General features: G+C 62.0%; 12 protein-coding genes. 1 reads left to right on the top strand and 11 read right to left on the bottom strand.

The window, feature by feature from the left end:
- Nucleotides 1-69 precede the first annotated feature (69 nt).
- A complete protein-coding gene (locus tag C8D77_RS08780; protein ID WP_109661507.1) occupies nt 70-927 on the top strand; it encodes a LysR family transcriptional regulator in 858 nt (285 codons plus the stop codon).
- A 194-nt stretch (nt 928-1,121) separates the two neighbouring features.
- Here the strand turns inward: C8D77_RS08780 and C8D77_RS08775 are convergent, their stop codons facing one another.
- From C8D77_RS08775 to C8D77_RS08725, 11 genes are all read right to left on the bottom strand, one after another.
- Nucleotides 1,122-2,051: a LysR family transcriptional regulator gene (locus tag C8D77_RS08775; protein WP_109661505.1), complete on the bottom strand. Its 930-nt coding sequence runs from the start codon at nt 2,049-2,051 to the stop codon at nt 1,122-1,124.
- 58 nt (nt 2,052-2,109) lie between these two features.
- The gene (locus C8D77_RS08770) at nt 2,110-3,024 is read right to left on the bottom strand and encodes an SMP-30/gluconolactonase/LRE family protein (protein ID WP_109661503.1); all 915 of its coding nucleotides are present in this window, start codon (nt 3,022-3,024) and stop codon (nt 2,110-2,112) included.
- 12 nt (nt 3,025-3,036) lie between these two features.
- Entirely contained in the window at nt 3,037-4,539 is a 1,503-nt protein-coding gene (locus tag C8D77_RS08765; RefSeq protein ID WP_109661501.1) for an aldehyde dehydrogenase family protein, read from the bottom strand.
- A 25-nt stretch (nt 4,540-4,564) separates the two neighbouring features.
- Nucleotides 4,565-6,064 carry an aldehyde dehydrogenase gene (locus C8D77_RS08760; RefSeq protein ID WP_170136707.1) on the bottom strand — a complete coding sequence of 500 codons (1,500 nt, stop codon included), beginning with the start codon at nt 6,062-6,064 and terminating at the stop codon, nt 4,565-4,567.
- Nucleotides 6,061-6,438: a carboxymuconolactone decarboxylase family protein gene (locus C8D77_RS08755; protein WP_109661499.1), complete on the bottom strand. Its 378-nt coding sequence runs from the start codon at nt 6,436-6,438 to the stop codon at nt 6,061-6,063. The genes C8D77_RS08760 and C8D77_RS08755 overlap by 4 nt, the downstream gene beginning before the upstream one ends.
- 29 nt (nt 6,439-6,467) lie before the next feature.
- Complete coding sequence (locus C8D77_RS08750) at nt 6,468-6,875, bottom strand: hypothetical protein (RefSeq protein ID WP_109661498.1); 408 nt, start codon at nt 6,873-6,875, stop codon at nt 6,468-6,470.
- 1 nt (nt 6,876) lies between these two features.
- Complete coding sequence (locus tag C8D77_RS08745; RefSeq protein ID WP_109661497.1) at nt 6,877-8,550, bottom strand: GMC family oxidoreductase; 1,674 nt, start codon at nt 8,548-8,550, stop codon at nt 6,877-6,879.
- Nucleotides 8,551-8,586: 36 nt separating this feature from the next.
- A complete protein-coding gene (locus C8D77_RS08740; protein WP_245463037.1) occupies nt 8,587-9,510 on the bottom strand; it encodes an ABC transporter permease in 924 nt (307 codons plus the stop codon).
- Nucleotides 9,511-9,557: 47 nt separating this feature from the next.
- On the bottom strand, nt 9,558-10,508 hold the full coding sequence (locus C8D77_RS08735) for an ABC transporter permease (protein WP_109661495.1): 951 nt from the start codon (nt 10,506-10,508) through the stop codon (nt 9,558-9,560).
- A complete protein-coding gene (locus C8D77_RS08730; RefSeq protein ID WP_109661492.1) occupies nt 10,505-12,046 on the bottom strand; it encodes a sugar ABC transporter ATP-binding protein in 1,542 nt (513 codons plus the stop codon). The genes C8D77_RS08735 and C8D77_RS08730 overlap by 4 nt, the downstream gene beginning before the upstream one ends.
- Nucleotides 12,047-12,121: 75 nt before the next feature.
- The gene (locus tag C8D77_RS08725; RefSeq protein ID WP_109661490.1) at nt 12,122-13,333 is read right to left on the bottom strand and encodes a substrate-binding domain-containing protein; all 1,212 of its coding nucleotides are present in this window, start codon (nt 13,331-13,333) and stop codon (nt 12,122-12,124) included.
- Nucleotides 13,334-13,548 lie beyond the last annotated feature (215 nt).

The following is a 13,548-nucleotide window of genomic DNA, read 5'->3' as shown; positions in this document are numbered from 1 at the left end:
GACAATTAGCGGCTGGCAGGGGTGCAGTAAAATTGATAGTAATCGGATTCAGATATCAGCGGAATTGATATGCAGGCTCCACTCGATCTCAGGCTGCTGGCAACATTCGTTCGTGCGGCCCATTCGGGAACCCTCAGTGCGACAGCGGTACAGGTCGGACGTACGCAGTCGGCGGTGACCATGCAGATACAACGGCTTGAGGAAGCTCTCGGCCAAAGTCTGTTTCATCGAAGCGGCAGCGGGGTCCGCCTCACCGGCAGCGGAGAGCGCTTCCTGGCCTATGCCGAGCGCATTCTCAAAATCCATGACGAAGCGATTTCGGCGCTCTCGGACAAGGGCTTGCACGGTTCGATGACTTTCGGCAGCCCCGAAGACTATTTGAGCGCGTTCTTCCCTGCACTCTTGAAGAGCTTCGGAACCAGATACCCCGATGTCGAGATCAAGGTCGTTTCGGCGCCGACAGTTGAATTGGGAACGCTTCTGCACTCGCGCCAGATCGACCTGGCGCTTGTTTCGACTCCGAACCCAAGCGATGCGCAGGATGTCGTTCGGACAGAACCGCTCGTATGGGTGGGCAGCAAGCCGACCCTGGAGCTTCACGATTTTGGCGACACTGTGCCAATGGCATTGCCGGCGTCGAACGCCATGGACCACAAGGCAGCCTGCGAGGCCATGGCCCGCGCCGGGATACGCTACAAAATATCATATGCGAGCAATAGCCTTGCCGGACTGATTGCGGTCGCGCGGTCCGGTCTGGCGATAAGCGTCATGACCCAGGAGGCCGTCCCATCCGACCTCTATATTCTGAACACGCCTTTTCCCAAATTGCCCCGCCTTGGAATCCTGATCGCTTTTGCCGAATCCGAACGATCGCCTGCGGTAGAGGCATTTGCCAATCACATCCGAAGCGTTCTTCCATCCCTCTAAGACGGCCGATATCCACACGTGTCGTCCGCACGTAGCCGACCGGTTGGCGGATGTCCCGGACCGGAGCTCGCGACGGTTGCGGTTCTCGCCACGGCTGTTGATTCACCCGAATACGGGAGGATTTCAGTTGATCAAACCAGCCTTGGGCGCGCAAACCGCCAGCCAACTCGGAGCCATGCATTCTTTTCGCACACTCATTCAGGATAGGCTGTCGGTTTCCAGATGTGGGTGGAAATGATGTCCCGCAGTTCCGTGCGCACCGCACGGAAGAGTGGGCGAAAATTCGAGGACATCGGTCGCTGCGAGGAGGTCGCGAGGATCAGCTGTCGGGTAATCGGCGGGTCGAATGGCCAGACCTCGATGCGGCCAGCCTCAACAAGGAGGTGGACGGAAGCATAGGGCAGAACCGTATAGCCAGTGCCCTCCTCGACCAGAAGCAAGGTTGAAGGCATTGCCTCCAGCTCCATCTCGACACGCGGATAGATGCCATGCTCCGCCAGGGTATTGTCGATAAGCCGCCGCAGTCCGTGCGGGCGGCTGGGCAGGATCATCGGCAGCTCGGCGAAGATATTGAGGCCGACCGGCCCGCGCGGCAGCACGCGCTCGGACAAGACCGGTCCGATCAGAAACAGCTCGTCATCGGCCAGCGGTTCGGTCAGCACGGAAGGATGGTTCGGCGAATTGTAGAGCACAGCGGCATCGATGCGACCGGCAATAAGCCATTCCAGGATATGGCCGCTGAAGCCTTCGATCACCTGCAGCGCGACATTGGGAAACTCGTTCTTGATCTTCTTGACCAGCGGCACCGTCAGCACGGTGCCGACCGAAGGCGGCACGGCCAGCACCAACCTCCCCTTCGGCGAGGATTTGAGGTTCGAGACCGCATTCTGCGCCAGCCGCATCCGCTCGACGATCTCGTCGGCGTGGGCCTTCAGAAGCACGCCGGCCTCGGTCAGCACGACACCGCGACCGTTGCGATAGAAAAGCTCGACGCCGAGTTCCTCCTCAAGCCCGCGAATATGGCGCGTGACCATTGGCTGGGTGACGTTGAGGTCGAGCGCGGCCTTCGAGAAGCTGCCAGCCGCACCGACGGCGATGAATACCTGTAGCTGCTTCGTGTCCAACTCTCACCCCAACCGTCCGCTGCTGCAGAGCTTCCAGGCTGACCCAGTGGTGTCCGTGTCACGTGCCGAACGGGTATTTCTGGCCTCGGACATTCAGGAACACGGCATAGACCGACGTTGTCGCCGTGATGAACAGCCGATTGTTGCGCGGCCCACCAAAGGCCAGGTTCGCAACCATTTCCGGCACCTGAATTTTCCCGATGAGCTCACCGTCGGGCGTATGGCACTGTACGCCATCCCATGCGCTGATCCAGAGATTGCCCGTGACATCAACGCGAAAACCATCCGGAATGCCAGGCGATATGTCGGCGAAGATGCGGGAATTTACCAACTTGTCGCCGTCAACGTCAAACTGCCTGACGTGATGCGGGGCACTGCGGTCGGTGAGGAAGCCGGAGTCCGAAATATAAAGGCGCTTCTCGTCGGGCGAGAAGGCGAGGCCGTTCGGCATGGAGAAATCATCGGCAACGACGGTGATCGCTCCCGAGCCGGGATCGATCCTGTAGACGCGGCAGCCCGGTTGCTCCTGCACGCCCTTGCGCCCGACATAGTCCGAAATGATCCCGTAATTGGGGTCGGTGAACCAGATGCTGCCGTCGGACTTCACGACCACATCGTTCGGCGAGTTCAACGGCTTGCCATCGAACGAATCGGCCAGCACGGTGATCGCGCCATCCCATTCGGTGCGCACGACGCGACGCTCCCCCTGCATGCAGGTGACCAGTTTTCCGTTCCGGTCGCGTGTATTGCCGTTCGGGTTGGAGACATGGCCGCGGAAAAGCGAAATCGCCCCTGTCTCCTCGTCCCAGCGCAGCATCCGATCGTTGGGAATATCGCTCCAGATCAGGGAGCGAAGGTCGGCGAAATAGACCGGTCCCTCCGCCCAGCGATTTCCCGTATGGATGGTTTCGAGGAATGCGACCGGATCGATCAGGTCCCCGAACCGCGCGTCGATCGTCTCGTAGCAGGACATCGACCGCCTCGCCTATGGCAGCCGGATCGCGACGGTCTTGGTCTCGGTGTAGAGCTGGAGCGCCTGCTCGCCAAGTTCGCGCCCCCAACCCGACTGCTTGAAACCGCCGAACGGCATGGTGACGTCGTTGAAGTTGTGGCAGTTTACCCAGACCGTGCCGGATTTGATCTTCGCGGCCAGCCGATGCACGGCGCCCAGATTGTTGGTCCAGATCGATGCGGCAAGGCCATATTCCGTGTCGTTGGCGTCCTTGGCGAGTCTGTCCAGGTCCTCGTCGTCAAAGGGCATCGCACAGGCCACCGGCCCGAATATCTCTTCGCGGATCACCGACATGTCTGGCCGCGTCCTGGAAATGACCGTCGGCTTGACGAAATAGCCGACGTCGCCGGCGCGCGCGCCACCGGTGACGATTTCAGCACCGTCGTTTCGGCCTTCCGAGATCAGCCTGGTGATGCGTTCCATCTGCTGCTGAGAGACGACGGGCCCGAGCTCGGTCGCAGGATCAAGCCCGGCGCCTAGCTTCAGCGCCTCGGCGCGCTCGGCAATGCCGGACATGACCTTGTCGTAGATCTTCTTGTGAACGAAGAAACGCGTTCCCGCGCCGCAACTCTGGCCGGCATTGAAGAATGCCGCGCTCGAGGCGCCCGCCACCGCCATGTCGATATCGGCATCGCCCAGCACTATGGTCGGCGCCTTGCCGCCAAGTTCCAGGCTGACCTTCTTGAGATTGCCGGTCGCGGCGCGCGCGATCAGCCGGCCGACTTCGGTCGAACCGGTGAAAGCCACCTTGTCGATATCGGGGTGGGCCGCCATCGCCGCGCCAACCGTTTCGCCAAAGCCGGTCAGGATGTTGACCACGCCTTCCGGAAAGCCGGCATCCTGGACCAGCTTGCCGAAGTAGAGCGCTCCGAGCGGCGTCTGCTCGGCCGGCTTGAGCACGATGGTGCAGCCGGCCGCCAGTGCCGGCGCCACCTTCCAGGCGAGCATGCTGAGCGGGAAGTTCCACGGGATGATCTGGCCGACGACGCCTACCGGCTCGCGGCGGGTGTAGGCGTGCCAGTCACCCGGTGCGTTGATGGTCATCGTCTCGCCATTGATCTTGGTGACCCACCCCGCATAGTAGCGGAACGTCTCGGCCGTGAACGGCACCTCGCCGTTGCGGGAATCGCCGATCGGCTTGCCGCTCTCATAGGAATTGAGCGTTGCCAGCATATCGACATTGGCATCAATCAGATCGGCGAGTTTCCAGATCAGCTTGGCGCGCTCGGCCGGGACCATTTTCGACCATGGACCGTCGATCGCCGTCCGCGCGGCCTTGACCGCCAGATCGACATCGGCGCGATCGCCGGCCGGCACCTGCGCGATGACCCGGCCGTTCGAGGGGTCGATGACGTCGAGCGACTGTCCGGAGGCCGCCGGCAACCATGCGCTGCCGATCAGCATCGCGTGCTTGCCGCCGACGAACGCCGCCACCTTGGGATCGAGTGGCGGCACGGCATCGAAACGTATGTTCATGATTTCCTCCCGAAGGGGTCTTCGATCAGCGCTGGACGAACGGCGCGGGAATGGAATTCCCGGCATCGATCCAGATGCTCTTTTCCTGAAGATATTCGTAGATAGCGGTCTGGCCGTTCTCTCGGCCGATGCCCGACTGCTTGTAGCCGCCGAAAGGCGAGAGATAGCTGGTGGCGCGGTACATGTTGACCCAGACGCTGCCGGCCTCGAGCCGCTCGGGCAGGCGGATTGCGCGGCCAAGATCCTGCGTCCACATCCCGGCCGCAAGCCCGTAGATGGTGTCGTTGGCGATGGCCACCGCCTCCTCCTCATCCTCGAAGGGAATGATCGACAGCACCGGTCCGAAGACCTCTTCCTGGGCGATGCGCATGGACTGCTTCACGTTACCGAAGATCGTCGGTTCCACGAACCAGCCGTCGGCAATCGATTTGTCCTCGGGTATCTTGCCGCCGAGCAATTGCGCGGCGCCCTCACCATTGGCGATGCTGATGTAGTCGAGCACTTTCGCGCGCTGCGGCAAGGTGGTGATCGGACCTACCTGGGTCTCGGGATCGAGCGGATCGCCAATCCTCGCGGTCTTTGCGAAGGCGACCAGCTTCTCCGTCACCTGGTCGTAGACGGAGCGCTGCACAAGCGCGCGCGAACCAGCGATGCAGGTCTGCCCCGTCGCGGCGAAGATACCGGAAACGAGGCCGGGAATGGCGGCATCCATCTTGGCGTCGGCGAAAACGATGTTGGCGGATTTGCCGCCGAGTTCGAGTGTGACCTTCTTGAGCCCGCCGGCGGCAGCCTGATAGACGCGGCGGCCGGTTGCATCACCACCGGTGAACGCCACTTTCGCGACATCGGGATGCGTGACGAGGCGGTCGCCGATTTCATGGCCGAAGCCGGTGACGATATTGACGACGCCCTTGGGAAAGCCCGCTTTCTCGAAAAGCCGGCCGAAGAACAATGCCGACACCGACGAGAACTCCGACGGCTTCCAGACGATCGTGTTGCCGGCAGCGAGCGCTGGGGCAAGCTTCCACGTCGCCAGCATCAAGGGCGAGTTCCACGGTGTGATCGCGGCCACAACCCCGAGCGGCTCGCGGCGCGTGTAGTTGAACACGCCCGGTTTGTCGATCGGGATGACACGCCCCTCGATCTTGTCGGCAAGGCCGCCAAAGAAGCGGAACCATTGCGGAATGTATTTGCACTGTATCCGCATTTCATTGATCAGCTTGCCGTTGTCGCGGGTTTCGAGAACGGCCAGGTTTTCGGCCTCCTCCGCCACGAGATCGGCGAAGCGGGTCATGATCTGCCCACGCGCGCTTGGAGTCATCGTCCGCCACTCGCCGCGGAAGGCTTCGACGGCTGCCTGAACGGCCGCATCGACATCGGCTACGCCGGCGCGCGGAACGAGCGCCCAGGCCTTGCCGGTGAAGGGATCGAAGGATTCGAAAAAATCCCCCGACTGCGCGGCGGCCGAGCGGCCGCCGATCAGCATCGAGAGCTTTTCCGTGGCCAGCGGCGGACGGGTTGTCATGCTCCGACTTCCTGCATGGCTTCGCGCGCCACCCGGAAGGAATCGACGCCTGCGGGCACGCCGGCATAGATCACGACCTGTAGAAGGACTTCGCGGATTTCGTCTTTGGTCACACCGTTGGTCAGCGCGCCTTTCACATGCATCTTCAGCTCGTGCGGACGATTGAGCGCGGAAAGCATGGCGAGGTTCAGCATGCTGCGGGTCTTCTTGTCGAGCGTGTCGCGGCCCCAGACAGCGCCCCAGCAATATTCCGTCACGAGTTCCTGCAGCGGACGATTGAAATCGTCGGCGCTGGCGAAGGATTTCTCGACGAATTCGGCGCCCAGAACCGATTTGCGGATTTCAAAACCCTTGTCGAACACGTCTTTGCCCATTGGATGGTCCTTTCCAGTTGCTTAGGAGATCAAAGGCCGGGGGTCGGCCGATATTTGCGGCCACGCGCGACCACCTGGCCGAGCGAGCCGTTGGTCAGGTAGATTTGCGTCGCCTTGGAATCGTAGGGAACGTTCTCCTGGCCGGGGTAGCCGATCAGCTCGCGCACGCGTGGGCTCATATAGTAGGTGGCGATGGCAATGGTTGTGATCGCCGAGAAGGCTTCACCATCCTCCTTGTTGAGGCTTTCCAGGCGAGCTTCGGCGCCGGTGGCCGGACCGACCGCGATGCCGCGCGCGAAGCCCGACTTCAGATCAATACGGAAATCCAGGGACTTCTCGACATCGGCGTAACCGCAGACGTCACTGAATTTCGGCATCTTGCCATGCGCGGGGATCAGGAAGTCTGCGAGTACAAGGAAGGCGTTCTCGTCCGACATGTCAGGCCACCTTCTGGTTGCGGCGCTCGGCGATCATGCGGCGCGTGTTGCGCAGCGCCACGGCCATGATGGTCGCCGTCGGGTTGGTGGCCCCCGAGGTCGGGAAGGTCGAGGCATCCATGACATAGAGGTTCGGCACGTCGTGGCAGGCGCCCCATTGATCGACGACCGAGCGCTTGGGGTCGTCGCCCATGACGGTGGTGCCGATGAGGTGCCAGCCGGATTCACGCACCGGCGTCGAAACCAGCGTCTCGATGGCGCCGGCGGCGCGCACCGATTCCAGGCAACGGTCGATGTTGAACTTGAGCAGCCGGTTGGAGTTCTCGTTGACCTTGTAGATGATCTGCGGTGCCGGCAGGCCATCGGAATCCACCAGATCCTTCGACAGCACCACCTGATTGCTTTCCTCCGGAAGATCTTCCCCGACGATGCCCCAGATCAGCGAATGGCCGAAGCGACGCGCCACATTTTCATGCAGGTTGGCACCCCAGAAATCCTGGAACCGGCCGCTTTCGGCGACATAGACCTTGGACCCGGTCGCGCCGGATACGCCGACCGGTCCGCCCGACGGCATGCAGTTCCATTTCGAACCGCGCACAAAGCCACGGCTTTCGTCGGTCTCATAGAATTCCAGCGAATAGACTTGCTGACCGAAGGGACCACGCCAGGAATCGAGCGGGTCCTGGTAAGAAGCAAGTACACTTGCGAAGGGATGCATCATCAGCCGCTTGCCGACCAGGCCGGACGAGTTGGCGAGGCCGTCCGGAGTTCTGGACCCTCCCGACATCAGCAGCAGCCGAGGCGTGCCGACGCCATTGGCGCACAGAATGACCACCTTGGCGCGCTGGCGCCGGTCGCGCCCGTTCGCGTCGACATAGACGACGCCGGTCGCCAGCCCCTGCTCGTTCGTCTCGATTTCTTTCACGCGAGCACGGGTGACGAGCCGCGCGCCGGCTTTCAGGGCCAGCGGCCAATGCGACCGGTCTGTCGTGGATTTCGCACCCTCCGGACAACCGGTAAGACAGGTTCCTCGGCGCACGCATGGATTGAGTTCGCCGAACTTCTCCGACGGGATGGCATTGCTGCCGGGCCACCAGTGCCAGCCCATCTTCTCCATGCCCAGCGCACCGCGCTGGCCAACGGAGCCCATCGGCAGCGCCGGAAAGGGATAGGCCCCGCGCGGCGGATAGGCCGGATCGCCAGCGAGACCGGAGACGCCCACCTCGCGTTCGATCTCAAGCTGGTAAGGCAGCAGGTCTTCATATGTGAACGGCCAGTCCTCGGCCACGCCATCCATCGACCGCACGCGGAAGTCGGACGGCAGGAAATGCATCCACTGCGCGCCGTAGAGCGTCGCGCTGCCACCGACACCGGCAAACATCAGCGGGTTGATGTCCGTCGTCGACGTATCGACGGGATAGTCGTTGGGATTGTCGCGAACGTTGGGATTGGGATGCCAGAGCTTGGTGCTGACAAGCTCGTGCTCCGGACGCGCGCCGGTATAGTCGGCATAGTCCGGCCATTCGCCCTGCTCCAGCACGACGACGGAAATGCCGGCACGCGCCAGATGAAGTGCAGCGACCGAGCCGGATGGGCCGGCCCCGACGATCACGACATCCACTTCCTCGTCGCGCCTTGCCCGTGCACCGCGATCCGCCAGAACTTCAACGGTCATTCTCTTCCTCCCTTGGGGTCCAACGGCAGCATCGGGTCAGGCGAGCCGCGTCCGATAAAACGCCGCCGCGCCGATGATGATGACACCCTTGATGATGAGCTGCATCTCGATCGGAAATCCGAGCAGCAGCACGAGATTGTTGATCACCACCAGAACGGCCACGCCAAGCAGCGCCGCAAAGATGTTGCCGCGCCCACCGGTAAGCGCGACCCCGCCCATCACGGCGGCAACAATGGAGTCCAGTTCGTAGCCTTGGCCGACCCAGTTCGAAACGGTGCCGACATAGCCGAGCAGGAACAGCCCGCCTATTCCCGCGCAGACAGAGCAGATGACGTAGCAGAGGATGACCACGCGATCGGGCGCGACACCGTTGAGGAACGCCGCCTTCGGATTGCTTCCGACCATGAATATCTCACGGCCGAGGCGTGACCGGTGCAGCACGATGCCGAACGCGATGGCCAGAAATGCCAGGGTGATCAGATTGACGGGCACGCCAAAAATCCGGCCGGAGGCCAGAAAGCCCATGCCCGGCGGCAAGGTGCTGATCGGCGCTCCGCCAGTATAGGCGAAACGGATGCCCTGCAGGATGATCATCATCGCCAGAGTTGCGAGAAACGGGCTGACATTGCGCTTGGCGACGAGCCAGCCATTCACCAAGCCCACCACGGCCGACAGGGCGATCGCGGCGATGAAGATCATCGGAATCGCCTCATTGGTCGTGGCTTTGAAAGCGGTCGCCAGCACGGCCACCGTCGCCATCAGCGAGGCCACGGACAGGTCCAATCCGCGCACCAGGATGACAAAGGTCTGGCCGACGACGACCATGCCAAGCGGTGCCGCGATCGTCAGCACATTGACCAGGTTGGCCGGCCGCAGAAAGGTCGGTGAAGCGAGAGCCGCAACGGTCATCAGCGCGACCAGGAAGACCAGCAGCCCGTAGCGCTCGAAAACAGACGCCATGGACATGCTTTGCGATCGCGGCATCGGGGTATCGAGAGGCGCCATCGTTATCTCCGCCTCGTGGTGTGGATGCCGACCGCGATGATGATGATGAGACCCTGGATGACCCACTGGTAGTAGGATGAGACATTGACGAAGTTGAGCAGGCTGTTGAGCATGGTGACGAGCAGCACGCCGAGGAAGGTACCAAGCACGCCACCTCTTCCGCCGGCCAGAATAGTGCCTCCGACCACGACCGGCGTCACCGATTGCAGCGTCAGCGCGGCGCCGATGCGCGGGTCGCCAACGCCGGTGCGCGCGGTCAGGAAAATCGCAGCTATACCGGCGCACAGGCCAGACAGCGCGTAGGCAAGCACCACGATACGATCGACCGGCAACCCATTCAGCCGCGCCGCTTCCCGATCGCCGCCGACGAAGTAGATACTGCGGCCCGTGCGCGTGCGCTGCAGCCAAAGCCCGGCTAGTGCGAAAATCACGACGAGCACGACGGCGCTGAACGGAATGCCGCCGACCTTTGCATAGGCAATATCCGCGAAGGCGCGCGGCACGGAGCCGCCGGGCTCCTTACGGTACATCAGCGTTGCGCCGAAGATGATCGAAGACATGCCGAGCGTGACGATCAGGGGATGGACGCGCAGCACGACCGTCAGCAACCCGTTGAGCGCGCCGACGGCGGTGGCGGCGACCAAGGCCAGCGGCAGTGCAAGCCAGACCAGATCAGGGCGCCATTCGAGGAAGTTCGCCAGAAAGACGGTGAGCGCACCGACCAGCGAACCGATCGCCAGATCGATGCCGCCCATCAGCACGACGAACGTCTGGCCCAGGCTGACCATGCCCAGCACGATGAGCTGCTGGAACAGATTGCCGATGTTGCGCCAAGTGAGGAACCGATCGGACAACAATCCGCCGGCGACGGCAAGCACAACCAGCAGCACTGCCACGATCAGATAGGAGAGCATCAACCGGTTGCGGCGAAGATCCACCGTGATCGCGCTCATCCGACCGGCTCCGCACGCTGATCCATTTTCGCCTCGCGGTGCCCGACAGATCGCACGGCGAGATCCATGATCGCCTCCTCGCCGAGGGCATCGCCTTTGATTTCGCCGACGACGTAGCCTTGCGCCATGACGAAGACCCTGTCGGAGAGGCCGACGATTTCGGGCAGTTCTGAACTGATCATCAGCACGCCGACGCCAGAATCCGCCAGCCGGCGCACGATACGGTAAATCTCCACCTTGGCTCCGATATCAACCCCGCGCGTCGGTTCGTCGAGGATAAGCAGCCTGCTGGCGATCCGCGACCAGCGGCTGAACAGCACCTTCTGCTGGTTTCCACCGGAGAGATTGCCGATCTTCGCGTCAGGCGACGGCGTCGCGACCGAAAAGTCCTGGATCTGCTGCATCGCCAATGCCCGTTCCTGCTTCCGGTCGATCAGGCCATGTTTGGTTATGCCGTCCAGGTCGGGCGCCACGATATTGGCGGAAATCGGCAGGCCGAGAAACAGGCCGTCGTCCTTGCGGCTCTCGGTCAGGAAACCGAGCCCGTGGCCGATCGAACCCTTCGGAAGCTTTGTCTCGAATGGCTTGCCATCGAATTCGATCACCCCGCTCTCGACGGCACGCGTGCCGAAGATAGCCTCGGCGACCTCCGTGCGCCCCGAACCAACCATGCCGGCCACGCCGACGATTTCGCCAACCTTGACGTTGAGGCTGACGTCACGGACGCGCGGACCAGCCTTGAGATTGCGCACAGTGAGCACATCCGGGCCGCCCGCCGGCGCCGTACGCCGCGGCGGATAGATCTGGCTCAGCCGGCGACCGACCATGCGTGTGATCATCTCTTCACGCGTGAGCGCGCTTACCGGGCTCGTGCCGACGAGCTGGCCGTCCTTGAGGATCGTCACCGTGTCGGCGATCTCGAATATCTCCTCGAGCCTATGGGAGACGTAGACGATGCCGACGCCTTCGTTGCGCAGCCTGCGCATGTTCTCGAACAAGAGATCGACCTCGCGGCCTGCGATGACCGCTGTCGGTTCGTCCAGGATGAGAAGCCGCACCCTGCCGACCAGGGCTTTCGCGATCTCGACCATTTGCTGATCGGCAAGCGGCAATTCGTCGATCTTGGCGTGGGTTGGAATATCGACGCCGAGTTGTGCGAGGATTTCAGCGGCGCGGACGTGGCGGGCGCGGTTCGAAATGAGACCAAACATGCCGCGGGGCTGCGTATCGACCAGAATGTTCTCGGCAACGGAAAGCTCGGGAAAAAGCGCAAGCTCTTGATGGATCACGTGGATGCCGGCAGCGCGTGCTTCCTTCGGCGACTGCCAGGAAACCGGCTTGCCGAGATAGGTCATGGTCCCGGAATTCGGTTTGGTCACGCCGCCCATGACGCGGATCAGCGTCGACTTGCCTGCGCCATTTTCGCCGAGAAGGGCGTGAATCTCGCCCGGCCGCACGGCGAAATCGACCTTGTCCAGGGGTTTGACTCCAGGATAGTCCTTCTCGATCTGGCTGAGTTCAATAACAGACGCTGACATATCCCGGTGCTCGAACTGTTCAATGCACGCCCGGTGCGCGCCCAGGATGGGCGCACACAGGGTCGCTTGGGAAGCTTACTTCGGATAGTCGGGATTGAACGTGCTCGGATTGTAGCCGGCGGGCAGCCCGTTGCTTGGCGACAGATCGCCCGGATCGCTCATGCTGACATGGTCGAGCAGATGCCTGTCGCCCTTGACCGAGATCGTATCCGCACCCGGCGACGTGACGACCTGGAAGCTCACCTCCACCTTGTCCGGGACGGAGATGCCCTTGAGCACGTCGAGCGCGGTCTCGATGCCGGTGATGCCCATCGACGTCGGATAGTCGATGCCGACCATCTTGATGTTGTGCTGGTTGGCCAGCTGATACATCCGGGCAACGTCGCCGCCGGTCATCGGTGGAAATTCGCCGTCCTTGTAGCCGGCGTCAAGAAACGCTTCGATCGCGCCATAGCCCTGAAGCGCACTGTCGGCCAGGACGCCGTTGATGGCCTTGCCGTGCTTCTGGATCAGCGCGGCCATCACCGACTTGCCGGTTGCCGGGTTCCAGTCGCAATACTGCTTCTCCAGCACCTTGATGTCGGGAAATTTCGAGAACACTTCCTCGTTCGCCTTGATGCGGATTTCCGCGACGCTCGACCCAGCGATGCCGGGCAGCATCACGATGTTGCCCTTGCCGCCGAGCGTCTCGCACAACCACTGCGCCTCGAGACGGCCCAGTGCCCAGTCGGATGCCGTGACGTAGGTGATGTAGTTGGCCGGCGTCTTGACCTTGCGATCGACCATGACAACGGGAATGCCTTGTTCGGTTGCGCGGCCGACGACGGAATCGAGCGCGTCCTCGGTCGAGGCCGCAATGAGCAAAATGTCGACACCCTGGCTGATCAGATCCTGGATGTCCGCGATCTGCTTGGAAGGGTCGTCATTGGCGTCGGTGACGAGAAGATGGGCGATCTCGTCGCGATGCTGGCCGGCGGACCAGAGGACGCCATGCTGGAAGGCGACACGCCAGGCATTGGAAATCGAAGCGTTGGAGAACCCGATCGTATACGGACCCGCCTTCTTCCATTTCGTGGTGTCGACCATTGTGTTGGCATTGGGGTTCCACATCCAGGTGCGCGGCGCGCCATAGTAGCCGGGCTTCGTTTCCGGCTCTGAAGCGACGGCTGCGCTGGTCTGGGCGAGTTGGATGGCCGGTGCGGCGGCCATGGCTGCCGCCACGGCCGGCATGCCGCGGATGAAGCTCTTACGCGAGATCTTGTGGTCTAGTATGCTCTTTATTGACATTGGTTCCTCCTCCTGAACGCTCGACAGAGCGCCTAAAATTCTCCTCAGATATTCGCGCACACGAGACAGTATAAACAAACAATAGATGTTTATATCCCGGGCAAATCGCACGACTATTTTCCTGACAACCTCCAATTCAGGAAAATTCGATTGAAAGCGATTTGACGCAAATTAGCAGTCGATTACCCACGATCGTCAATCTGCCGTCTTGTAAT

This window comes from Mesorhizobium loti, from assembly GCF_003148495.1.
Lineage (GTDB): Bacteria > Pseudomonadota > Alphaproteobacteria > Rhizobiales > Rhizobiaceae > Mesorhizobium > Mesorhizobium loti.
The sequence above is the reverse complement of the archived record's forward strand: the minus strand, read 5'-3'. Positions and strand labels throughout refer to the sequence as shown.